This is a genomic window from Streptomyces sp. Go-475 (assembly GCF_003330845.1).
Classification (GTDB): Bacteria; Actinomycetota; Actinomycetes; order Streptomycetales; family Streptomycetaceae; genus Streptomyces.
On the sequence record NZ_CP026121.1, the window covers coordinates 1,912,431 to 1,935,938 of the forward strand.

19 protein-coding genes are annotated in these 23,508 nt (G+C 71.3%); 8 read left to right on the forward strand and 11 right to left on the reverse strand.

Translation table 11 applies throughout. The features are described from left to right. Positions 1 to 243 precede the first annotated feature (243 nt). From tkt to pgl, 5 genes are read left to right on the forward strand one after another with little or no spacing between them, the layout of a single operon-like run. On the forward strand, positions 244 to 2,331 hold the full coding sequence (gene tkt / locus C1703_RS08805) for a transketolase (protein WP_114251374.1): 2,088 nt from the start codon (positions 244 to 246) through the stop codon (positions 2,329 to 2,331). A 34-nt stretch (positions 2,332 to 2,365) separates the two neighbouring features. Further along, entirely contained in the window at positions 2,366 to 3,484 is a 1,119-nt protein-coding gene (tal, locus tag C1703_RS08810) for a transaldolase (RefSeq protein ID WP_114251375.1), read from the forward strand. A gap of 4 nt (positions 3,485 to 3,488) precedes the next feature. Further along, complete coding sequence (zwf, locus tag C1703_RS08815) at positions 3,489 to 5,012, forward strand: glucose-6-phosphate dehydrogenase (protein ID WP_114251376.1); 1,524 nt, start codon at positions 3,489 to 3,491, stop codon at positions 5,010 to 5,012. Then, positions 5,009 to 6,100 carry a glucose-6-phosphate dehydrogenase assembly protein OpcA gene (opcA, locus tag C1703_RS08820; RefSeq protein ID WP_114251377.1) on the forward strand — a complete coding sequence of 364 codons (1,092 nt, stop codon included), beginning with the start codon at positions 5,009 to 5,011 and terminating at the stop codon, positions 6,098 to 6,100. Before zwf ends, opcA begins: the two co-directional genes overlap by 4 nt. After that, positions 6,097 to 6,882, forward strand: a complete 786-nt coding sequence (gene pgl / locus C1703_RS08825) for a 6-phosphogluconolactonase (protein WP_114251378.1) — start codon at positions 6,097 to 6,099, stop codon at positions 6,880 to 6,882. Before opcA ends, pgl begins: the two co-directional genes overlap by 4 nt. A gap of 166 nt (positions 6,883 to 7,048) precedes the next feature. Here the strand turns inward: pgl and C1703_RS08830 are convergent, their stop codons facing one another. The 5 genes from C1703_RS08830 to C1703_RS08850 form a co-directional block, all read right to left on the reverse strand. Further along, positions 7,049 to 7,888 (reverse strand): carbohydrate ABC transporter permease, encoded by an 840-nt coding sequence (locus C1703_RS08830; RefSeq protein WP_114251379.1) that lies wholly within the window; start codon positions 7,886 to 7,888, stop codon positions 7,049 to 7,051. Continuing rightward, positions 7,885 to 9,252: an ABC transporter permease subunit gene (locus C1703_RS08835; RefSeq protein ID WP_114251380.1), complete on the reverse strand. Its 1,368-nt coding sequence runs from the start codon at positions 9,250 to 9,252 to the stop codon at positions 7,885 to 7,887. Before C1703_RS08835 ends, C1703_RS08830 begins: the two co-directional genes overlap by 4 nt. A 6-nt stretch (positions 9,253 to 9,258) precedes the next feature. Further along, the gene (locus tag C1703_RS08840) at positions 9,259 to 10,590 is read right to left on the reverse strand and encodes an ABC transporter substrate-binding protein (protein ID WP_114251381.1); all 1,332 of its coding nucleotides are present in this window, start codon (positions 10,588 to 10,590) and stop codon (positions 9,259 to 9,261) included. 37 nt (positions 10,591 to 10,627) lie between these two features. Beyond that, positions 10,628 to 12,271 (reverse strand): glycoside hydrolase family 13 protein, encoded by a 1,644-nt coding sequence (locus C1703_RS08845; RefSeq protein WP_198678120.1) that lies wholly within the window; start codon positions 12,269 to 12,271, stop codon positions 10,628 to 10,630. Between the two features lie 135 nt (positions 12,272 to 12,406). Next, positions 12,407 to 13,678 (reverse strand): ABC transporter substrate-binding protein, encoded by a 1,272-nt coding sequence (locus C1703_RS08850; protein ID WP_114251382.1) that lies wholly within the window; start codon positions 13,676 to 13,678, stop codon positions 12,407 to 12,409. A gap of 121 nt (positions 13,679 to 13,799) precedes the next feature. Between C1703_RS08850 and C1703_RS08855 the strand changes: the two genes are divergently transcribed. From C1703_RS08855 to C1703_RS08865, 3 genes are read left to right on the forward strand one after another with little or no spacing between them, the layout of a single operon-like run. Further along, the gene (locus C1703_RS08855; protein WP_114251383.1) at positions 13,800 to 14,315 is read left to right on the forward strand and encodes a PadR family transcriptional regulator; all 516 of its coding nucleotides are present in this window, start codon (positions 13,800 to 13,802) and stop codon (positions 14,313 to 14,315) included. Next, a complete protein-coding gene (locus C1703_RS08860) occupies positions 14,312 to 15,067 on the forward strand; it encodes an ABC transporter ATP-binding protein (protein WP_114251384.1) in 756 nt (251 codons plus the stop codon). The genes C1703_RS08855 and C1703_RS08860 overlap by 4 nt, the downstream gene beginning before the upstream one ends. 48 nt (positions 15,068 to 15,115) lie before the next feature. Continuing rightward, positions 15,116 to 17,398 carry an FtsX-like permease family protein gene (locus C1703_RS08865; protein WP_114251385.1) on the forward strand — a complete coding sequence of 761 codons (2,283 nt, stop codon included), beginning with the start codon at positions 15,116 to 15,118 and terminating at the stop codon, positions 17,396 to 17,398. A gap of 103 nt (positions 17,399 to 17,501) precedes the next feature. On the opposite strand, the gene pgi is transcribed toward C1703_RS08865, so the two are convergent. The 6 genes from pgi to C1703_RS08895 all read right to left on the reverse strand — a co-directional run bounded on the left by pgi (position 17,502) and on the right by C1703_RS08895 (position 23,505). After that, positions 17,502 to 19,154 (reverse strand): glucose-6-phosphate isomerase, encoded by a 1,653-nt coding sequence (pgi, locus tag C1703_RS08870; RefSeq protein ID WP_114251386.1) that lies wholly within the window; start codon positions 19,152 to 19,154, stop codon positions 17,502 to 17,504. Between the two features lie 75 nt (positions 19,155 to 19,229). Beyond that, positions 19,230 to 20,498: an MFS transporter gene (locus C1703_RS08875; RefSeq protein ID WP_114251387.1), complete on the reverse strand. Its 1,269-nt coding sequence runs from the start codon at positions 20,496 to 20,498 to the stop codon at positions 19,230 to 19,232. 122 nt (positions 20,499 to 20,620) lie between these two features. After that, positions 20,621 to 20,956: an RNA polymerase-binding protein RbpA gene (locus C1703_RS08880; RefSeq protein ID WP_078066843.1), complete on the reverse strand. Its 336-nt coding sequence runs from the start codon at positions 20,954 to 20,956 to the stop codon at positions 20,621 to 20,623. A gap of 208 nt (positions 20,957 to 21,164) precedes the next feature. Then, the gene (gene secG / locus C1703_RS08885) at positions 21,165 to 21,395 is read right to left on the reverse strand and encodes a preprotein translocase subunit SecG (RefSeq protein ID WP_009300451.1); all 231 of its coding nucleotides are present in this window, start codon (positions 21,393 to 21,395) and stop codon (positions 21,165 to 21,167) included. Positions 21,396 to 21,496: 101 nt separating this feature from the next. Continuing rightward, complete coding sequence (gene tpiA, locus C1703_RS08890) at positions 21,497 to 22,252, reverse strand: triose-phosphate isomerase (protein ID WP_031121199.1); 756 nt, start codon at positions 22,250 to 22,252, stop codon at positions 21,497 to 21,499. Positions 22,253 to 22,293: 41 nt separating this feature from the next. Then, positions 22,294 to 23,505 (reverse strand): phosphoglycerate kinase, encoded by a 1,212-nt coding sequence (locus C1703_RS08895; protein WP_114251388.1) that lies wholly within the window; start codon positions 23,503 to 23,505, stop codon positions 22,294 to 22,296. Between the last annotated feature and the right edge of the window lie 3 nt (positions 23,506 to 23,508).

Sequence of the window (23,508 nt, forward strand, 5' to 3'; positions counted from 1 at the left end):
GTCCGGTCGTGTTGGGGGGCGGCTCCCGAAGGGCACGCGGAAGCTCGATTGAGCACCCGGATGAGCGGCTCCGTATTCACCTGTCGAATGCGGTACGGCCCAGTCAGGAGGCGGATCGGGATCGGCCCCGGCACTCTGGAGTGACTCGAAAGAACGCACGTCCCACGGGGGTAGGCTCGACTGCGGCCGGTGGGCGCCCCGATACACCGGCATCCGACATGTGGAGAGGAGCCCTGACCCAGGGTGAGCACCAAGCCGACCACCACAGACCTCGAGTGGACCGAGTTGGACCAGCGGGCCGTCGACACCGCGCGTGTCCTGGCCGCCGATGCCGTACAGAAGGTCGGTAACGGCCATCCGGGTACGGCGATGAGCCTGGCGCCTGCCGCCTACACCCTCTTCCAGAAGGTGATGCGGCACGACCCGGCGGACGCCGACTGGGTCGGGCGGGACCGCTTCGTGCTGTCCGCCGGCCACTCGTCCCTGACCCTCTACACCCAGCTGTACCTGGCCGGCTTCGGCCTGGAGCTGGACGACCTGAAGTCCTTCCGCACGTGGGGGTCGAAGACCCCGGGTCACCCCGAGTACGGGCACACGACCGGTGTGGAGACGACGACCGGCCCGCTGGGGCAGGGTGTCGCGAACGCGGTGGGCATGGCGATGGCCGCCCGCTACGAGCGGGGCCTGTTCGACCCGGAGGCCCCCGAGGGCGAGTCGCCCTTCGACCACTTCATCTACTGCATCGCCGGTGACGGCTGTCTGCAGGAGGGCATCTCCGCCGAGGCGTCCTCGCTGGCCGGCCACCAGAAGCTGGGCAACCTGATCCTGCTGTGGGACGACAACCACATCTCGATCGAGGGCGACACGGAGACGGCCGTCTCCGAGGACACGGTGAAGCGGTACGAGGCCTACGGCTGGCACGTGCAGCGGGTCGAGCCGCAGGAGAACGGCGACCTGGACCCGGCGGCGATCTTCGAGGCCGTCCAGAAGGCCAAGGCCGTCACGGACCGGCCGTCGTTCATCGCGATGCGCTCGATCATCGCCTGGCCCGCCCCGAACGCGCAGAACACCGAGGCCGCCCACGGCTCGGCCCTGGGCGACGACGAGGTCGCGGCGACCAAGCGGGTCCTGGGCTTCGACCCGGAGCAGAGCTTCGAGGTCTCCGACGAGGTCATCACCCACACCCGCAAGGCGATCGAGCGGGGCCAGGCCGCCCGCGCGGTGTGGGAGAAGTCCTTCCAGCAGTGGCGGGACAACAACCCCGAGCGCGCCGCCGAGTACGACCGGGTCGCCAAGGGCGAGCTGCCGGCCGGCTGGGAGGAGAAGATCCCGGTCTTCGAGGTCGGCAAGGGCGTGGCCACGCGTGCCGCCTCGGGCAAGGTGCTCCAGGCGCTCGGCGCGGTGATCCCCGAGCTGTGGGGCGGCTCGGCCGACCTGGCCGGCTCGAACAACACCACGATCGACAAGACCAGCTCCTTCCTCCCGGCGGACAACCCGCTGCCGGAGGCGGACCCGTACGGGCGCACGATCCACTTCGGTATCCGCGAGCACGCGATGGCCGCCGAGATGAACGGCATCGCGCTGCACGGCAACACCCGGATCTACGGCGGCACGTTCCTGGTCTTCTCCGACTACATGCGCAACGCGGTGCGGCTGTCGGCGCTGATGCACCTGCCGGTGACGTACGTGTGGACGCACGACTCCATCGGCCTCGGTGAGGACGGCCCGACCCACCAGCCGGTCGAGCACCTGGCCAGCCTTCGTGCCATTCCGGGGCTGAACATCGTGCGCCCGGCGGACGCCAACGAGACGGCCATCGCCTGGCGCGAGATCCTGCGCCGCTGGACGAAGGAGTTCGGCAAGGGCCAGCCGCACGGTCTGGCGCTGACGCGTCAGGGCGTGCCGACCTACGAGCCCAACGACGACGCCGCGCGCGGTGGCTACGTCCTGTTCGAGGCCGAGGGCGGTGAGCCGGAGGTCATCCTGATCGCCACGGGCTCGGAGGTGCACGTCGCCGTCGAGGCGCGCGAGCAGCTCCAGGGCGCCGGCGTGCCCACGCGCGTGGTGTCGATGCCGTCGGTGGAGTGGTTCGAGCAGCAGGACCAGGGGTACCGGGACAGCGTCCTGCCGCCGTCCGTCCGCGCGCGTGTCGCGGTGGAGGCCGGGGTGGGTCTCACCTGGCACAAGTACGTCGGGGACGCCGGCCGCATCGTTTCCCTGGAGCACTTCGGTGCTTCCGCCGACGGCAAGGTCCTCTTCCGCGAGTTCGGCTTCACCGCCGAGAACGTGGCCGCCGCCGCCCGGGAATCGATCGCCGCAGCCCAGCGCTGACGCTCATATACGACACGTAGGAGATGGAATTTCCATGACAGACGCACTCAAGCGCCTCTCCGAGGAAGGCGTCGCGATCTGGCTGGACGACCTGTCCCGCAAGCGGATCACGTCCGGCAACCTCGCCGAGCTGCTCGACCAGCAGCACGTCGTGGGCGTCACGACCAACCCGACGATCTTCCAGAAGGCGATCTCCGAGGGCGACGGCTACGACACGCAGCTGACCGACCTCGCCGCCCGCAAGGTCACCGTCGAAGAGGCCATCCGCATGATCACGACGGCGGACGTCCGTGACGCCGCCGACATCCTGCGCCCGGTCTTCGACGCCACCGGCGGCCAGGACGGCCGGGTCTCGATCGAGGTCGACCCGCGCCTGGCGCACAACACGCGGGCCACGGTCGCCGAGGCCAAGCAGCTCGCCTGGCTGGTGGACCGGCCCAACACCCTCATCAAGATCCCGGCGACCGAGGCGGGCATCCCGGCCATCGCCGAGACCATCGGCCTGGGCATCAGCGTCAACGTCACGCTGATCTTCTCGCTGGAGCGCTACCGCCTGGTCATGGACGCGTTCCTGACCGGCCTGGAGAAGGCCAAGGAGCGCGGCCTGGACCTGTCGCAGATCCACTCCGTGGCGTCGTTCTTCGTCTCCCGTGTGGACACCGAGATCGACAAGCGGATCGACGCGCTCGGCACCGACGAGGCCAAGGCGCTGCGCGGCAAGGCCGCCATCGCCAACGCCCGGCTCGCCTACCAGGCGTACGAGGAGGTCTTCTCCTCGGACCGTTGGAACGCGCTGGAGAAGGCCGGCGCCAACAAGCAGCGTCCGCTGTGGGCGTCGACCGGCGTGAAGGACAAGGCGTACCAGGACACCATGTACGTCACCGAGCTGGTCGCGCCGAACACGGTGAACACCATGCCGGAGGCCACCCTGCTGGCCACCGAGGACCATGGCGAGATCACCGGCAACACCGTCGCCGGCACCTACGAGCAGGCCCGCGCCGACCTCGACGCCGTCGAGAAGCTCGGGATCAAGTACGACGACGTGGTGCGGCTGCTGGAGGAGGAGGGCGTCGAGAAGTTCGAGGCGTCCTGGACCGACCTGCTGAAGTCGACCGAGGCCGAGCTTCGGCGCCTCGCCCCCTCGGAGGGCTGAACCGGTGTCGAGCAGCAACCCGCTGCGTGACCCCGCGGACCGACGGCTCCCGCGCATCGCGGGGCCGTCGGGCCTGGTCATCTTCGGCGTCACGGGCGACCTGTCCCGCAAGAAGCTCATGCCCGCCGTGTACGACCTCGCCAACCGGGGTCTGCTGCCGCCGGGCTTCTCGCTGGTGGGCTTCGCCCGCCGCGAGTGGGCGCACGAGGACTTCGCGCAGGAGGTCCACGACGCGGTCAAGGAGCACGCCCGCACGCCCTTCCGCGAGGAGGTCTGGCAGCAGCTCATCCAGGGCATGCGCTTCGTGCAGGGCACGTTCGACGACGACGACGCGTTCGAGCGGCTGCGCTCCACGATCGAGGAACTGGACAAGGCGCAGGGCACGGGCGGCAACTTCGCCTTCTACCTGTCCGTGCCGCCGAAGTCCTTCCCGGTGGTCATCCAGCAGCTGAAGAAGCACGGACTGGCGGACCAGACGGGTGGTTCGTGGCGGCGCGCGGTGATCGAGAAGCCGTTCGGCCACAACCTGAAGTCGGCCGAGGAGCTCAACAAGGTCGTCCACGAGGTCTTCGCCCCGGAGCAGGTCTTCCGCATCGACCACTACCTGGGCAAGGAGACCGTCCAGAACATCCTGGCGCTGCGCTTCGCCAACACGATGTTCGAGCCGATCTGGAATCGGTCCTTCGTGGACCACGTGCAGATCACCATGGCCGAGGACATCGGCATCGGCGGCCGGGCCGGCTACTACGACGGCATCGGCGCCGCCCGTGACGTCATCCAGAACCACCTGCTCCAGCTGATGGCGCTGACCGCGATGGAGGAGCCGGCCTCCTTCGACGCGGACGCGCTGGCCGCCGAGAAGACCAAGGTGCTCGGCGCGGTGAAGCTGCCGAAGGACATGGGCCGGGACACCGTCCGCGGCCAGTACTCGGCCGGCTGGCAGGGCGGCGCGAAGGTGATCGGCTATCTGGACGAGGACGGCATCGACGCCTCGTCGAAGACCGACACGTACGCGGCGATCAAGCTGGAGATCGACAACCGCCGCTGGGCGGGCGTCCCCTTCTACCTGCGCACCGGCAAGCGCCTGGGCCGCCGCGTGACGGAGATCGCGGTCGTGTTCCAGCGGGCGCCGCACTCCCCCTTCGACACCACGGCCACCGAGGAGCTGGGCTCCAACGCGATCGTCATCCGCGTCCAGCCGGACGAGGGCGTGACGGTCCGCTTCGGCTCGAAGGTGCCGGGCACCTCGATGGAGATCCGGGACGTGTCGATGGACTTCGCGTACGGCGAGTCCTTCACGGAGTCCAGCCCGGAGGCGTACGAGCGTCTCATCCTGGACGTCCTGCTCGGTGACTCGAACCTCTTCCCGCGCACCGAGGAGGTCGAGCTGTCCTGGAAGATCCTCGACCCGATCGAGGAGTACTGGGACAAGAACGGCAAGCCCGCGCAGTACCCGGCCGGTACCTGGGGGCCCGTCGAGGCGGACGAAATGCTCGAGCGACACGGACGGAGCTGGCGCCGGCCATGAAGATAGACCTCACGGACACCACGGCCAGCAAGATCAACAAGGCGCTGGTGCAGGGCCGCCGGGCGATCGGCACCCCGGCGGTCGGCATGGTGCTCACGCTGGTCATCGTGACGGACGAGGAGAACGCCTACGACGCGCTGAAGGCGGCGAGCGACGCCTCGCGCGAGCACCCCTCGCGCACGCTGGTGGTCATCAAGCGCGTCTCCCGCTCGCCCCGCGACCGTACGCAGTCCCGCCTGGACGCGGAGGTCCGGGTCGGCGCGGAGGCCGGCACCGGCGAGACGGTGGTGCTCCGGCTGTACGGCGAGGTCGTCGACCACGCCCAGTCGGTGGTGCTGCCGCTGCTGCTGCCGGACGCGCCGGTGGTGGTGTGGTGGCCGGTGAACGCGCCGCTCGACCCGGCGAAGGACCCCCTGGGGGCCCTCGGGCAGCGCCGCGTCACCGACACGTACGCCTCCGAGCAGCCGGTGCGGGACCTGGCGACCCGGTCCGGGACCTACACCCCCGGCGACACGGACCTGTCCTGGACCCGCATCACGCCCTGGCGTTCGATGCTGGCCGCCGCGCTCGACCAGGTCGCGTGCGAGGTCAGGGCCGTCGAGGTGGAGGGCGAGGAGTTCAACCCGAGCTGCGAGCTGCTGGCGATGTGGCTGGCGGACCGGCTGGACGTGCCCGTGCAGCGCTCGCTGTCCGGCGGCCCCGGTCTGACGGCGGTCCGCATGGACACCAGTTGCGGCCCGATCACCCTGGACCGGGCCGACGGCTCCCTGGCCACCCTCTCCATCGAGGGCCAGCCCGACCGCGCGGTGGCGCTCAAGCGCCGTGACACGGCCGAGCTGATCGCGGAGGAGCTGCGGCGGCTGGACCCGGACGACACGTACGCGTCGGCGCTGCGGTACGGCGTGGACCGGCTGAAGGCCTCGTCGCCCGTGCCGTCGGTGCCCAAAAGTGAGGGGCGAGCAGGACTCGCCCTCCCCGCTCCCGTTGAAGCGGCTGCGAAAGCTCCCGCTGCGGAAGCGACGGCGCAGGCACCGGTGAAGCAGGAGCCGCCCAGGCTGGAACCGGTACGGAAGGCGACGACGAAGTGAGCACGGCACCGCAACTGGTCGTCCACCGGGACAAGGAGCTGATGGCGCAGGCCGCGGCGGCCCGGCTGATCACCAGGATCGTGGACGCGCAGGCCTCCCGGGGTTCGGCGTCCGTGGTCCTGACGGGCGGCCGCAACGGCAACGGCCTGCTGTCCGCGCTGGCCGCGGCGCCCGCCCGGGACGCCGTGGACTGGAGCCGGATCGACCTGTGGTGGGGCGACGAGCGGTTCCTGCCCGAGGGCGACCCGGAGCGCAATGTCACGCAGGCACGGGAGGCACTGCTCGACTCCGTGCCGCTCGACCCGAAGCGGGTGCACGCGATGCCCGCGTCGGACGGTCCCCACGGCAACGACGTGGACGCGGCGGCGGCCGCGTACGCGGAGGAACTGGCGCGGGCGGCGGGCCCGGAGAACCACGGCCCCGTCCCCACGTTCGACGTGCTGATGCTGGGGGTCGGCCCGGACACGCACGTGGCGTCGCTGTTCCCGGAGCTTCCGGCGGTCCGGGAGACCGACCGCACGGTGGTCGGCGTCCACGGCGCGCCGAAGCCACCGCCGACGCGGGTGACGCTGACGCTGCCGGCGATCCGGGCCGCCCGTGAGGTGTGGCTCCTGGCGGCCGGGGAGGACAAGGCACAGGCGGCGGCCATCGCCCTCTCGGGCGCGGGTGAGATCCAGGCTCCTGCGGCGGGTGCGTATGGCCGCAGCAGGACCCTGTGGCTGCTGGACGGGGCAGCGGCTTCCCAACTGCCGCGTTCCCTGTACCCGCCGGCTTCGGCTTAGCCCACCAGGGGGCTCCGCCCCCTGGACCGTCGGGCCTGTGCCCAGCCACCGTCCTAAGCGGTCAGCCAGGAGGCTGGACTCGCGAGTTGCTGCCCTTCAAGGGCAGTTTCGGGTGGCGGGTGGGCATAGGCGGGAGTCCAGGGGGCGGAGCCCCTTGGTGCAGCGGCTACTTGACCGACCCGGCCATCACGCCCTGCACGAAGTGCTTCTGGAACGCGAAGAACACCACGACCGGGACGATCAGGGACAGGAACGCCCCGGGGGCCAGGACATCGATGTTGCTGCCGAACTGCCGTATCTGGGACTGGAGTTCCACTGTCAGCGGCTGCGCGGAGCTGTCCGCGAACAGCAGCGCCACGAGCATGTCGTTCCACACCCACAGGAACTGGAAGATGGCCAGGGAGGCGATCGCCGGGCGGCCGACGGGCAGGACCAGGCGTGTGAAGATGCGCCACTCGCTGCCGCCGTCCATCCGGGCCGCCTCCAGCATCTCCTTCGGCATCTCGGCGAAGTAGTTCCGCAGCAGGAACACGGCGAACGGCAGTCCGTAGGCGACGTGGAAGAGGACGACCCCGGGGATCGTGCCGAACAGGCCGAGCTGCCCGAAGAGTTTGGCGACCGGCAGCAGGCCGATCTGCACGGGCACCACCAGCAGCGCGACCACGACCAGGAAGATCGTGTCCCGCCCGGGGAAGTCCAGCCACGCGAAGGCGTACCCGGCGAGCGCCGCCACGACCACGACCAGCACCGTCGTCGGCACCGAGATCAGCACCGTGTTCCAGAACGCCTGGGTGATGCCGGCGTTCTCCAGCAGCGCCGAGTAGTTGTCGAAGGACAGCTGCCCCGGGCTGGAGAACACCGTCCACCAGCCGCCCTTCGCCGTGTCTTCGGCGGACCGCAGGGAGGACAGGAACAGCCCGGCCAGCGGGGTCATCCACACCAGCCCCACGACCACGAGGAAGGCCTGGACGACTCCGTTGCCCAGGGAGCGCCGTACCGCGTTCATCGCTGACTCCTCTTGAAGCGGCGGACGTTGAACACCATCGCCGGGACCACCAGCAGCAGGAGCAGCACGCCGAGCGCGCTGCCGAGGCCCTGGTTGTTGCCGCCGCCGAACGACACGAGCCACATCTGCGTCGCGAGCACGGTCGCGTCCTCCTGCACGGGCCCGGGCGCGATGATGTAGACGAGGTCGAAGACCTTCATCACGTTGATGACGAGGGTGACGAAGACGACCGTGAGGACCGGGGCGAGCAGCGGCACCGTGATGCGGCGGAAGATCTGCCATTCGTTCGCGCCGTCCATGCGGGCCGCCTCCAGCGCGTCCCGGGGCAGCGTCGACAGGCCCGCGCCGATGAGCACCATCGCGAAGCCGGTCCAGATCCACAGGTAGGCGCCGATGATCGCCGGGGTGACCAGCGCGGGGCCGAGCCAGGAGACGCCCTCGTAGGGCGCGGCGAAGTTGGACGACGGCAGTTCCACCGCGTAGGAGCCCGGTTCCAGGCCCTCGAAGCGGAAGGAGCCGTCGGCGGCGGTCGTCGCCGTGGCGACCGGCTCGCCGTCGCGCACCGCCTCGACCTTCATGCCGGGCAGTCCGCTCTCCCGCGCGTCGACCTTGCCCTGCTCCCCTCCCCCGCCGGGGGTGAAGTCCAGGTAGACGACACCGCGCAGTTCGTCCGCGGCGGCCTTCCGCCCCGCCGCTTGGGAGGCGGGCCGGGCGTCGCCGGGCAGGTCGGCGGGCTGTACGCCGACCAGGCCCAGCGTCACGGCGTCCCCGGGCGACACGGACGCGCTCGTGCGGTAGGAGCCGTCCTTCTCCTTCGTCAGGCCCTGTCCGTCACGCGCCCGGGCCGTCGGATAGGAGGACTGCTCCTCGAAGGCGTCGTGGACGGAGACGACCGCCGCGTTCAGCACGCCCTTGTCGGGGTCCTCGTCGTAGGCGAGGCGGAAGATGATGCCGGCGGCGAGGAAGGAGACCGCCATCGGCATGAAGAGGAGCAGCTTGAAGGCGGTGGCCCAGCGCACCTTCTCCACCAGGACGGCCAGGATCAGGCCGAGCCCGGTGAGCAGGGCCGGGGCCACGACGACCCAGATGGCCGTGTTGCGCACGGCCTTGAGGGTCGCCGGGTCGCGGAACATCTCGGTGTAGTTCTCGCCGCCGACGAAGGTCGTGCCGGAGGCGTCGAAGAAGCTGCGGCCGACGCTGAACAGCACGGGGTAGACGACGAGCGCGCCGAGCAGCAGCAGCGCCGGGAGGACGAACAGCAGGGCGACGATCCTGCCGCGCCGCCGCAGGCGCCGGGTGCGGTCGGCGACCGGGCCGGGCGGCGGCGTCGGCGGGCTCGTCTCTTTCACGAGGGTGGCTGTCATGGCGGATCAGCCCTGGTACGCCTTGGCCGCCGCGGCCTCCAGCTTCGCCGCGGTGCCCTTCGGGTCGGACGGGTCACGCAGGAAGTCCTGGAGGAGCTTCCACTCACCGGCGCCCTTCGTGCCGCCGAAGGCCGCGGGGGCCTGGTCGGACATGTCGAAGCGGACCGAATCGCCCGCCTCCACCAGCGACTTGGCGGTGGCGCGGGTGACGTCGTCGCCGTAGGACGCGAGGTCGAGCTTCTTGTTCGGGGAGAGGAAGCCGCCGGCCTCGGCCCACACCGCGGAGGCCTCCGGGGTGGCCAGGAACTCCAGGAGGGCCTGGGCGGCCTTCTGGTTCTTGCCGTCCTTGAGGACGACGGCGGCGTCACCGCCGCTGACGACCGGGGCCTCGCCGCCGCCGACCGCCGGGAACGGGAAGAAGTTCGCGTCCTCGCCGACCTTCTTGCCGAACTGGTCCTTGGCGACACCGGCGACGAAGTCGCCCTCGTAGACCATGCCGGCCTCGGGCTCCGGCCCGAACACCTTCTCCACCGAGCCGGGGAAGTCGGTGTTCAGGGCGCCCTTCTGGCCGCCGGCGATGAGCTGCTTGTCCTTGAAGAGCTTGCCGAGGGTGGTGAGGGCGTCGACGACGGACGCATCGGTCCACTTGAGCTTGTGCGCGGCGAGGGCGTCGTACTTCTCCGGTCCGGCCTGGGAGAGGTAGACGTTCTCGAACCAGTCCGTGAGGGTCCAGCCGTCCTGACCGGCGACGGAGAACGCGGCGAGCCCGGAGTCGGAGACGGTCCGCCCGGCCTTGAGCATCTCGTCGTAGGTCTTCGGGGGCTTCACGCCGGCCTGGGCGAGGGCGTCGGGGCTGTACCAGACGGTCGACTTGTGGGCGGCCTTGAAGTACAGGCCGTACAGGGTGCCGTCGACGCTGCCGTACTCCTTCCACACGGGGGCGTAGCCCGCGTCGACGGCCTGCTCGGTCTTCTTCGACAGCGGCTTGAGCCAGCCCTTCTGCGCGAACTGCTTGAGCACGCCGACCTGCGGGACCATCACGACGTCGGGGGCGTTGCCGCCCTCGATCTTGCTGCCGACGACGGTGGAGACGTTGTCGCCGGTGGAGGTGAACTGCGTCTTGGCGCCGGTCTTCTCGGTGAAGGCGTCCAGCACCTTCTGGAAGTTCTTCTGCTCGGTGCCGGACCAGACACCGGCCACGGTGACCGTCTGGCCGTCGAGGGACTTGTCGCCGCCGCCGGCCGCGACGGGGCCGCCGCCGCAGGCGGTCGCGCCGAGCGCCAGTCCGCCAAGGATGCCGGTGCAGCTGGTGAGCAGGGTGGTACGTCGTCGCATCATCGTTGATGTCCCTTCGGGGAGTTGGCTTGCGGATCGTTCAGGAACGGATCCACCAGGCGGTCGTGGAGCCGGAGAGGACTCCGGGCGGGCAGGGGCCGCTGGTGAGCAGGGGGGAGCCGGGGACCGGGGCGGGGGTGGGGGCGGTGCCGAAGTTGACGGCGCACACCAGGCCGTCGCCCCGCTCGAAGGCCAGGACCCCCGGCGGGGTGTCCAGCCAGCGCAGCGTGCCCTCGCCCAACTGGGGCAGCGCGGCGCGCAGTTGCAGGCCGTCGCGGTACAGGTGCCAGAAGGAGCGGGTGTCGGCGAGGGCGCGGTCGGTGGCGTACTCGGCGAAGTACTCCGGCTGCGGCAGCCACGGCTTGGCGCTCTCCACGCCCGGGGTGAAGCCGAACGGCGAGGCCTGGCCCGACCACGGCAGCGGCACCCGGCAGCCGTCGCGGATGCGGGCCCTGCTGCCGGTGCGGCGGAAGATCGGGTCGGTGAGCACGTCGTCGGGCAGGTCCACGACCTCGGGCAGACCCAGTTCCTCGCCCTGGTAGATGTAGGCGGCGCCGGGCAGCGCCAGCATGAGCAGGGCGGCGGCACGGGCGCGGGCGGCGCCCAGGGCTTCCGACGCAGGCCCTGGACCGCTGCGCTCGGTGGCGGGTTCGCCGTAGCGGGTGACGGTGCGGACCTGGTCGTGGTTGTTGAGGACCCAGGTGACCGTGGAGCCCGTCCCGGCGATGTCGTCCATGGCCTCGGAGATGACCTTGCGGAAGGCGTCCGGGTCCCAGGGCGCGCTGAGCAGGTCGAAGAAGAAGGCCTGGTGCAGTTCGTCGGGGCGGACGTACTGGGCGTGCTCGCGGGCGGTGGGGACGGAGACCTCGCCGACGAGGAGGCGGTCGCGGCCGTCGCGCTCGGTGTACTCCTCGCACAGGGAGCGCCAGCGGCGCCACACGTCGTGCACCTCGGGCTGGTTCCAGGCGAGCGGGTTGACCGAGTCGCGGGTGCGGGCGTCGGCCTCCGGGTCGTCGGAGTCAGGCAGCTGAGGGTGCTTGAAGAGGCCGGCGGCGACGTCGATGCGGAAGCCGTCGATGCCCCGGTCCAGCCAGAAGCGCAGGATGCGGTCGAACTCGGCGGGGATCTCGGGGTTGCGCCAGTTCCAGTCGGGCTGCTCGGGCGCGAACATGTGCAGGTACCACTGGCCGGGCCGCCCGTCGGGCTCGGTGACCCTGCTCCAGGCGGGGCCGCCGAACATGGAGTGCCAGTTGTTGGGCGGCTCGGAGCCGCCGGGGCCGCGGCCGTCGGCGAAGTGGAAACGGGCCCGGGCGGGGCTGCCGGGCGGGGCGGCGAGCGCCTCGCGGAACCAGGGGTGCTCGCTGGAGCAGTGGTTCGGGACGATGTCGAGCAGCACCTTGATGCCGAGCCGCCGCGCGGACCCGACCAGCAGGTCGAACTCACCGAGGTCGCCGAAGAGCGGGTCGACGTCGCAGTAGTCGGCCACGTCGTAGCCGTGGTCGTGCTGCGGCGAGGGATAGAAGGGGCTCAGCCAGATCCCGTCGACGCCGAGCTTCTTCAGGTACGGCAGCCCGGCCCGGACCCCGGCGAGATCGCCGATGCCGTCGCCGGTGCTGTCGAGGAAGCTGCGGACGTAGACCTGGTAGATGACCGCGTCCCGCCACCAGTGGTACTTACTCAGCATGCATGCATGTTAGGTAGCGGCGTCAGAAGGGTGTCAACGAAAAGAACAGAAGTGACCGGCCGGTTGGCGCGACAAACAGGGACTTACTCGGACACACCGAAGCCAGTTGAGATGCCCTCGTTACCTAACATGTAACTAGCGGCTGGAGATGGCCGCCAGTTCGCGCGCCAGTCGCCGCACCGCCGCCTCGGGCGTCTGCCGCCCGGCCATCGCGTCGTGCACGACCGCCTGCACGACCAGGCTGACCTGGCCGTAGTGCGGGCTCTTGGGACGCGGCTCGGCCGCGAGCACGCTCGCGCGCAGGGTCGGCAGGTAGGGGAACCTGCGGATGAGCGCGGGGTCCGTGTAGAGGTCGGCCCGCACGGGTGGCAGCGCGCCGCGCGTGAGGACCTGGCGCTGGACGGGCTCACCGGTGAGGTACGCGATCAGGCGCGCGGCGGAATCAGGGTGCCGGGCGTGTGTGCTGACGGCCAGGTTGGAGCCGCCCAGGACGCTCGTCCCCGGCCCGTCGGGACCGGGCAGGGGTACGGCGCCGACCTTCCCGGCGACCCGGGAGCCCGGGGCGGAGGCGCCGACGTAGGCGTACGGCCAGTTCCGCAGGAAGAGCAGCCGGCCGTCCTGGAAGGCCTGCTTGGACTCCTCCTCCTTGTACGTCAGCGCCTCTCTCGGGATCCAGCCCTCGCGCACCCCGCGCGCCAGGAAACCGATGCCCTCGCGGGCCGCCGCCGAGTCGACCGTGACGCGCTCGCCCTCGTCGCCGAGGATCGACCCGCCCGCCGAGTAGACGGCCTCGGCCGCGTTGACGGTGAGGCCTTCGTAGGGCAGGAACTGCCCGGCGTACCCGTCGAGACCGTGCTTCGGGGCGATGGTCTTCGCGTACCGTTCCAGCTCCGCCCAGGTGCGCGGCGGCTCGACGCCCTCCTCCTCCAGGACGTCCTTGCGGTACAGGAGCAGTCCGGCGTTGGTGACGTACGGGACGGCGTAGAGCTGTCCGTCGTAGGTCGCCGTGTCCACGACCGGCGGGAGGAAGGTCTTCAGCGGGAAGCGGTCGCGCGGCAGGGGCCGGATCCAGCCGGCGGCGGCGAACTCCGAGGTCCAGTTGACGTCGATGTTGAGCACGTCGAACCGGCTGCGGTCGCCGTCGCGGAGATCGGTGGCCATCTGCGCCCTGGTCTCGTCGGCCGAGTCGGGCAGTTCGACCAGCGTGACCTTCTCGCCGGGGTGGGTGCGGTTCCAGCCCTCCAGCAGGGGGCCGAGATAGCCGGTGAGGTCCCCGGCGGTGGCCAGGGTGAGCGGCCCGCGACCGCCCTCCGACGGCTCCCCGGCCTGCGCTCCGGCGGCGATGTAACCGGTCAGGACCACGACGAGAACGAGGAGGCCCCTACCGGCGGCATGGATCCACCGCATAGGTTCCTCCCTGTACACCGGCGACGGGCACCCTTGCCCGGAACAGAGGCCATGTATACCTGTTAGGTATGGGCGATACTAGGGCCTGGAGCACATTGGACCGGACAGGAGGACTGCACGCGTGCGCCTGCCCCTCCTGGCACTCCTCGCCCGCGGACCCGCCCACGGCTACGAGCTCAAGCAGGACCTTGAGCAACTGCTGGGCTCCGCGTACCCTCAGCCGAACGTCGGCCAGATCTATGTGACCCTCGGCCGCCTCGAGAAGTCGGGACTGATCGAGGGCGAGGACGTGGCGCAGTCCAGCCGGCCCAACAAGAAGGTCTACCACCTCACCGACGCCGGGCGGGAGGCGCTGCGCGCCTGGTTCGAGGAGCCCGAGGACGAGCCGCGGGTTCGGGACGAGTTCTTCATGAAGCTGGCGCTCGCCCCGCAGACCGGCCTCGCCGACCAGATCTCCCTGATCAACCAGCAGCGGCGCCAGTACCTGAACACGATGCGGCAGCTGTCGAAGCTGGCCGCCGCCGAAGACCGCGACAACCGCATCGCCCATCTGCTGATCGAGGGCGCGATGCTGCACCTGCAGGCCGACCTCGACTGGCTGGAGCGGTGCCAGGAAGAGCTGGAGGAGCTGGAGTGAGCGACGACCGTCCCGCTCCTGTGCTGCGCGCCGAGGGGCTGGTGAAGACCCACCACGGCGAGGGCGCGCCCGCCCATGCCGTGCGCGGGGTCGACCTGTGCGTCCGGCAGGGCGAGTTCGTGGCGATCACCGGCCCGTCCGGCGCCGGCAAGTCGACGCTGCTGCACCTGCTCGGCGGGCTCCAGCGGCCGGACGCGGGCAGCATCTGGCTCGACGGCGAGTGCACCGACGCGTACAGCGAGGCCCGCTGGGCGGTGGAGCGCAGGAAGCGGATCGGGATCGTCTTCCAGTTCTTCAACCTCGTGTCGAACCTGTCCGTCGCGGACAACGTGGAGCTGCCCGCCCTGCTCGCCGGGGTCCCGCCGAAGCAGGCCCGGGCCGAGCGGGAGCAGCTCCTGGCCGAGCTGGGCCTGACCGGCAAGGAGCGAAGCATGCCGGGCGAGCTGTCCGGCGGCGAGCAGCAGCGCGTGGCCCTCGCCCGGGCGCTGGTCAACCATCCGCCGCTGCTGCTGGCCGACGAGCCCGCGGGCAGCCTCGACAGCAAGGGCACCCGCGAGGTGATGCGGCTGCTGTCCCGCTTCCACCAGCGCGGCCAGACGATCCTCCTGGTCACGCACGACGCCCGGCTGGCGAGCGCCGCGGACCGGGTGATCAGCTTCTTCGACGGCCGCATCGCCGACGACGCGACCCTCGACGGCGGCACCCCGCCGCGCCGGGCCGGCATATCCGGCGTGCTGGAGCTGAAGGACTGAGATGCGCGTGTACGACGTGTACGACGATCCCCGGAAGGGCTGACCCGTATGCGAGCCACCCTGCGCTGGGCCCACTCCGATCTGCGCACGCACCGCGGCGAGGCGCTGTTCCTCGTCCTCGCCACCGCGGGCATCGTCGCCTCCCTGCTGCTGGCCACGGCCCTGTTCGGGTACGCGACCAACCCCTGGCAGCGCGTCTTCACGCAGTCGCACGGCGCCCACGTGTGGCTGCACACCGACACGGCCGCCGACACCGGCAGGCTGGCGGAGCTGGACGGCGTCGACGCCGTCGCCGGCCCCTACCCCACCGCCGCCACCACCGTCTCCGCACGCGGCAGCCGCGCCTCCGTCGAACTGCGCGGCACCCCGGAGCGGCCCTCCGTCGGCCGCCCGCCGATCGTCTCCGGGCACTGGCTGGACCCCGCGACCCCGAACGGCGTGGTCCTGGAGAGCCGCCTCGCCCGCGCCCTGCTCGCCGAGCCCGGCGACACCCTCACCGTGCCCGGCACCGCCCGAACACTGACCGTCGTCGGCCTCGCCGACAGCGCCGAGCCGCGCTACCGGCCCGGTGAGCAGCCAGGACTGGTGTGGGCGCTGCCGTCGGCCGTGCCGGACCCCGGCGGCCAGGTGATCGGGCTGCGGCTGACGGACCCGGGCGACACGTCCTACGCCGTCCAGCGGGCCGTGACGGTGCTGGGTGCCGGGGCGATCGGCGAGGTGTCGACGTGGCAGCAGGCCCGGGCCGAGGCGCAGGGCGACAACCGGCTGCTCGGGCAGGTGCTCGGCCTGTTCGGGCTGGGCGCGCTGGTCGCCGCCGGACTCGCCGTGCACGGGGCCATCGGCACCCGTATCCGCGGCCACCTGCGGGATCTCTCCGTGCTGAAGGCGATCGGCTTCACCCCCGGCCAAGTGGTCCGCATCTTCCTGCTCCAGCACCTCGCCTACGCGCTCCTCGGCGCCGTGGCCGCCGCCGCGCTCGCCGAGGCCCTCGGCAGCCGGATCCCGGGGCGGCTCGGGGACGCGGTCGGGGTGTGGCAGGGGCTGCCCGGGCACACCGTGGCGCTGCTCGTGATCCCGGTGGGCGCGGTGCTGTTCATCGGCGCGACCACCGGGCTGGCCGCCTGGCGTGCCGGGCGCGTGCCGCCGGTTCCGGTGCCGAGGCCCGCCGCGACACCGGGCGGGCGGCTGTCCGGCGTGGCCCGCCGGGCGCTCGGCATGCGGATCCCGCCCGCGCTGGTGCTGGGCTGGCACAAGGCGTTCACCCGGCGTCCCCGCTCCCTGGCCACGGTCGCCCGGCTCACGCTGCCGCTGCTGCTGATCGTCGTGGCGATGAGCGCCTGGACCACCCTCGACCGCTTCCACAGCAAGCCCGAGCGGATCGGACTGCCCACCACGCTCAGCGTCCGCGCCGACACCGGCCTCACCGACCGGCAGGCCCGCACCCTGCTGGAACGCGACCCGCAGGTGGCCGACGCCTACCCGGGCGTCGAGACGGCCGCCCTGGTCCCCGGCCAGACCGCGACCATCGCCCTGCGCGGCCTCGGCACCCACCAGGACCCCTACCCGTACACCCTCGCCGAGGGCCGCCCCGCCCGCGGCGCCGACGAGGCCGTGGCCGGGCAGGGGCTGCTCGACCTGCTGGACGTGCGCGTCGGCGACTGGGTGCGGATGACCGTCGGCGATCAGCCGCAGATCCTGCACATCGTGGGCCGCAGCATCGAGCCGGAGAACGCCGGCCGGGTCATCTCCACCTCCCTCGACACCCTCCGCGCCAACGACCCCGGGCTCCGTCCGACCCTCTACGAACTGCGCCTCGAGGCCGGTGCCGACCCGCGGGAGGTCGCCGACCGGCTCGCCACGGCCGGACGCGGCCACCTGGACGTGCACACCGTGACCAACCCCGCCGACGGGCTCTCCCCGCTGCGCGCCGTCGTCGCCGGACTGATCGCCGTCCTGGCGCTGATCGGCCTCATCGAACTGCTGACCGCGATCGGCGGCACCGTCCGCGAGAGCGAACGGGACCTGCTCGCGCTGAAGGCCATCGGCCTGTCGCCCCGGCAGATCACGGCGATCACCGTCACGGCCACCGGCCTCACCGCTCTCGCGGCCGTGCTCGCCGCCACCGCCCTGGGCCTTCCGCTGGCGTACTGGCTGATCGACGCCCAGGGCAGCTCCAGCGGCATCGGCGCCGGCATCGCCCAGGGCCCGTCCGCCCCGCTCATGCTGCTGCTCGGGGCGGCGGCGGTGCTCTGCGCGGCGGCCCTGGCCGCCGTACCCGCCGCCCGGGCGGCACGCCGACGGCTGGCGGACACGCTGAGCGCGGTGGCCTGACGGGCGGGAAACGAACGCGGCGCCTCGCGCCTGTCAGCCTCCCGCCCGGCGGCTTCTTGACCGGCGGCCTCAACCGTCCGGCGGTCTCGCACCCCGCGGCTCGTCACTGCCGCCCGCGCAGCTCCCGGTACGTCGCGACCAACGCCTTCGTGGAAGCGTCCAGGCCCTCGACCTCCGCGCCCTCCGTCAGCGCGGGCTCGACGCGCTTGGCGAGGACCTTGCCCAGCTCCACGCCCCACTGGTCGAAGGAGTCGATGTTCCACACCGCGCCCTGCACGAACACCTTGTGCTCGTAGAGCGCGACCAGCTGACCGAGGACGGACGGCGTCAGCTCGGGCGCCAGGATCGTCGTCGTCGGGTGGTTGCCCCGGAACGTCTTGTGCGGCACCAGCTCCTCCGGCACGCCCTCGGCCCGCACCTCGTCCGGCGTCTTGCCGAAGGCGAGCGCCTGCGTCTGGGCGAAGAAGTTGGCCATCAGCAGGTCGTGCTGCGCCCGCAGCTCGTCGCTCAACTCGGCGACCGGCCGGGCGAAGCCGATGAAGTCCGCCGGGATCAGCTTCGTGCCCTGGTGGATGAGCTGGTAGTAGGCGTGCTGCCCGTTGGTGCCCGGCGTGCCCCACACCACCGGCCCGGTCTGCCACTCCACCTCGCGCCCGTCCCGGCCGACGTACTTGCCGTTGGACTCCATGTCGAGCTGCTGGAGATAGGCCGTGAACTTGGACAGGTAGTGGCTGTACGGCAGCACCGCGTGCGACTGGGCGTCGTGGAAGTTGCCGTACCAGATGCCCAGCAGGCCCAGCAGCAGCGGCACGTTGGACTCGGCCGGCGCGGTCCGGAAGTGCTCGTCGACGATGCGGAAGCCGTCGAGCATCTCCCGGAAGCGGTCCGGGCCGATCGCGATCATCAGGGAGAGGCCGATCGCGGAGTCGTAGGAGTAACGGCCGCCGACCCAGTCCCAGAACTCGAACATGTTGGCCGTGTCGATGCCGAACTCGGCGACCTTCTCGGCGTTCGTCGACAGGGCGACGAAGTGCCGGGCGACGGCGGCCTCGTCACCGAGCGCGGCCAGCAGCCAGGAGCGCGCGGAGGTCGCGTTGGTGACCGTCTCGATGGTGGTGAAGGTCTTGGAGGCGATGATGAACAGCGTCTCGGCCGGGTCGAGGTCGCGGATCGCCTCGTGCAGGTCGGCGCCGTCCACGTTCGACACGAAACGCAGGGTCAGGGAGCGGTCGGTGAAGGCCCGCAGCACCTCGTAGGCCATCGCGGGCCCGAGGTCGGAGCCGCCGATGCCGACGTTGACGATGTTCCGGATCCGCTTGCCGGTGTGGCCGGTCCACTCGCCCGAGCGCACCCGGTCCGCGAAGTCGGCCATCTTGTCGAGCACGGCGTGCACACCGGGCACCACGTTCTCGCCGTCGACCTCGACGACCGCGTCCCGCGGCGCGCGCAGCGCGGTGTGCAGCACGGCCCGGTTCTCGGTGGTGTTGATCTTCTCGCCGCGGAACATGGCGTCCCTGAGCCCGAACACGTCGGTGGCGGAGGCCAGTTCGCGCAGCAGCCGGAGCGTGTCGTCGGTGACGAGGTGCTTGGAGTAGTCGACGTACAGGTCGCCGACCCGGAGGGTGTACGCGGTGCCGCGGCCGGCGTCGGCGGCGAACAGCTCGCGCAGCCGGACATCGCCCAGCTCCTCGCGGTGCTTGGCCAGTGCCGTCCACTCGGGCGTCTGGTTGAGCCTGGTACGGCCGTCTGCGTTCATCTCGGACTTCAGCCTCTTTCCTGTCCTGCCTGTGCTGCTGCGTAACCGCCCCGCTGCCGGTCCCAACCTAATTGATCAGCGGTTGCCGTGGCCTGTCGTCGCACCGTCCTGCGGCGCAACAACAGGTACGTCCGCACGGCGCCCCGGTATCAGCGCGGTGACGGACAGGACGAGGAAGGCGGCGGCGAGCAGGGCCGGGGTGTTCTCGCCCCAGGCCGTGGCGGCGGCTCCGCCGAGCAGCGCGCCGAGGGGCGCTCCCGCGATCGCGAGCGTCCGGTAGGCGGAACTCACGCGGCCCAGCAGCTCGGCGGGGCTGCGCTGCTGCATCAGCGTGGTGGTGTTGACGTTCCACACCATTCCCATGAACCCGAAGACGGCCAGGGCCGCCACCAGCGCGACCATGCTGCGCACCGAGCCCATGACGAGGAGCGCGGCGGTCTGCGCGGTCCCGGCGACGAGCACCATGCGCATCCGTCCGAAGCGGGCGACGAGCCGGCCGCCGACGGCTCCCCCGGCCAGGCTGCCCGCCGTGTACGCGGTCATGGCCGCCGCGTATCCCGCGTTGCCGGCGTCGAGCCAGCCGGTCACCAGGACCACGAGGGTGGCGACGAGGGCGCCCATGCCGATGTTGCACAGGGCGGTGGCGGCGCACAGCCCGCGCAGGGCCTTGTCCCGGGCCAGCGCGCGCAGCCCTTCGGCGATCTCCCGGCGCAGCGTGCTGCCCGCAGGTCTCGGCTTCCGGTCGGGCGCGGCGGCCGGCAGCGAGGCGATCAGCGCGGCGGCCACCAGGAAGGTCACGGCGTCGGCCGCGAACGGCACGGCCGCCCCGGCCGCGAGCAGCAGCGGCACGAGGGGCCCGCCCAGCAGGCCGCCCGCGATGCGCTGGCCGGTCATCAGCCGGGCGTTGGCGCCGCCGAGCGCGTCCCGGTCGACCAGGGCGGGCAGCAGCGCCGTGGCCGCGTTGTCGAAGAGGGTCTGCAGAGTGGTGAGGGCGAAGGCCAGCACGATGAGCAGGCCGATCGAGGCGTGGCCGAGGGCGACGGCCACCGCGAAGGCGGCGACCAGCAGCCCGCGTAACGCGTCCACCAGCCACATGGCGCGCCGCTGGTCCACGCGGTCGGCGACGGCCCCGCCGAGCAGGCCGAAGACGATCCAGGGCAGATAGCCGCAGGCCGTGACGGAGGCGATGAGCAGCGGCTCGTCGGTGAGCGTGACGGCCAGCAGGGGCAGCGCGGCCGTGCGCAGCGCGTCACCGAAGCTGGACAGCACGGCGGCGCTCCACAGCCGCCCGAAGCCACCGCGCCACGCGGGCGCGCGCACGCCCTCCACCTCGACCGTCGTCACTGCTCCCCCTCACGGTTCGCCCGATGCACAAACCGTAGAGGGCACCACTGACAATCGGTCGCCGGCGGACCGGGAAAGCAGCTCCGGCCGGGCACCCGCTGGTGCCCGGCCGGTCTCAACTCCTAGATCTCGCCCCGCAGTTTGGCGAGCGCCTCGGCGAGGATCGCCTCGCCGTCCGCGTCACTGCGCCGTTCCCGCACATACGCCAGGTGCGTCTTGTAGGGCTCGGTGCGCGGCGGGTCCGGGGGGTTGTCCCGGTCCTGGCCGGCCGGAAAGCCGCAGCGGGGACAGTCCCAGGTGTCGGGCACCTGCGCGTCGCTGGCGAAGCTCGGCTGGGTCTCGTGTCCGTTGGAGCACCAGAAGGAGACGCGCAGCCGGGGCGCGGACTCACCGCGCTCGGCCTCGCCCATCGGCCCCGCCCCGACCCGGCTTCCCCGGATCGCGTTGCCACTTGCCACGGTCGTAACTCCCTGCGTGATGGTGCCGCGAAGCGAGTCGGCGTTCCGCTTCGCCGCGAGCGCCTCAGTCTACGTAAGGCCCAACGCGCGTCCAGTGATTGGAGTTACAACCCTCACACCTAGACGCAAGCCCCATGATAGGCCGCGCTCAGCTGCGCGTACCGAACATGGGGCCCTACGTGCGAGTTCCGTGCGGATTGCGGCTCGGTCAGTTGTTCACCTTCATCAGGATGCCGAGCACGACAATGCACGCGAACCACAACAGACCGACCACGACGGTGATCCGGTCGAGGTTGCGCTCGGCGACCGAGGAGCCGCCGACGGAGGACTGCATGCCGCCACCGAACATGTCGGAGAGGCCGCCGCCCTTCCCCTTGTGCATCAGCACCAGCAGCATCAGCAGCAGGCTGAAGACGATCAGGGCGATGGAGAACCCCAGAACCACGGCTGGACCAACTTCCTCGGATGCGGATGGACGACGCGGGGCCCAGCACAGCGCTGGACCCCGCAAGGGTACGACGGATCGCCGCTACGGCCTACTCACTGGTCGCGGAAGCGCACGATCTTGACGAACTCGTCGGCGTCCAGGGAGGCGCCACCGACCAGGGCGCCGTCGATGTCGGCCTGGGCCATGATCTCCGCGACGTTGCCCGACTTCACCGAGCCGCCGTACTGGATGCGGATCTTGTCGGCCACGTCCTGGGTGTACAGCTCGGCGAGCTTGCCGCGGATCGCCGCGCAGACCTCCTGGGCGTCCTCGGCGCCGCAGACCTTGCCGGTTCCGATGGCCCAGACGGGCTCGTAGGCGATCACGACGGTCTCGGCCTGCTCGGCGGGGAGGTCCTTCAGGCCGCCCTCGACCTGGGCGAGGGTGTGGGCGACGTGGTTGCCCGCCTCGCGGACCTCCAGCTCCTCACCGACGCACAGGATGGGAGTCAGACCGTGCTTGTAGGCGGCCTTGACCTTGGCGTTCACCAGCTCGTCGGTCTCGCCGTGGTACTGGCGGCGCTCGCTGTGGCCGATGGCGACGTAGGTGCACTTCAGCTTGGCCAGCATCGGGCCGGAGATCTCGCCCGTGAAGGCACCGCCGTCGTGCGCCGAGATGTCCTGGGCGCCGTACTTGATCTTGAGCTTGTCGCCGTCGACCAGGGTCTGCACGGAGCGCAGGTCGGTGAAGGGCGGCAGGACGGCGACCTCGACGGCCTCGTAGTCCTTGTCGGCCAGGGCGAAGGCGAGCTTCTGGACGTGGGCGATGGCCTCGAGGTGGTTGAGGTTCATCTTCCAGTTGCCCGCCATCAGCGGCGTGCGCCCAGAAAGATTAGATGCAGCCATGTAGGTCAGTCCTCCAGTGCGGCGAGGCCGGGGAGCGTCTTGCCCTCGAGGTATTCGAGAGAGGCGCCGCCACCGGTCGAGATGTGGCCGAATGCCGTCTCGTCGAAGCCCAGGGTGCGCACGGCGGCGGCGGAGTCTCCGCCGCCGACCACGGTGAAGCCCTTGGAGTCGACGAGGGCCTGGGCGACCGCCTTGGTGCCCTCGGCGTAGTCGGGGTGCTCGAAGACGCCCATGGGACCGTTCCAGAAGACGGTGGCGGCGTCGGCGAGCTTGGACGCGTACAGCTTGCGGGTCTCGGGCCCGATGTCGAGGCCCTCCTGGTCGGCCGGGATGGCGTCCGCGGCGACGGTGGTGGGGTTGGCCGGGGCCTTGGTCTTCAGGTCCGGGAAGTCGGCCGCGACCAGGGTGTCGACGGGCAGGACCAGTTCGACACCGGTCTTCTCGGCCCGCTCGATGTACTCCCGGACGGCCGGGATCTGGTCCTCCTGCAGGAGGGACTTGCCGATCTCGTAGCCCTTGGCCTTGAGGAAGGTGTAGGCCATGCCGCCGCCGATGAGGATGCGGTCGGCCTTGCCGAGCAGCTGGTCGATGACGGCGAGCTTGTCGGAGACCTTGGCGCCGCCGAGCGCGACGACGTAGGGGCGCTTGACGTCGTCGGTGAGCTTCTTGAGGACGCCGACCTCGTTGGCGATCAGGTAGCCGGCGTAGTGCGGCAGCCGCGCCGGGAGGTCGTACACGGACGCGTGCTTGCGGTGCACGGCGCCGAAGCCGTCGCCGACGTAGACGTCCGCGAGGGCGGCGAGCCGGTCCGCGAAGGCGCCGCGCTCGGCGTCGTCCTTGCTGGTCTCGCCGGCGTTGAAGCGGAGGTTCTCGACGACGGCGACCCGGCCGTCGGCGAGGCCGGCGACGGTGGCCCGGGCGGACTCTCCGACCGTGTCGGTCGCGAACGCCACGTCGGCGCCGAGCAGCTCACCGAGGCGCGCGGCGGCGGGAGCGAGGGAGAAGACCGGGTCCGGGGCGCCCTTGGGGCGGCCCAGGTGGGAGGCGACGACCACGCGGGCGCCCGCCTCGGCCAGCGCCTTGACGGTGGGCAGCACGGCGCGGATGCGGCCGTCGTCGGTGATGGTGGTGCCGTCCAGCGGCACGTTCAGGTCGGCGCGGACGAAGACCCGCTTGCCGGCGACGCCTTCGGAGAGAAGTTCGTCGATCGTCTTCATGAA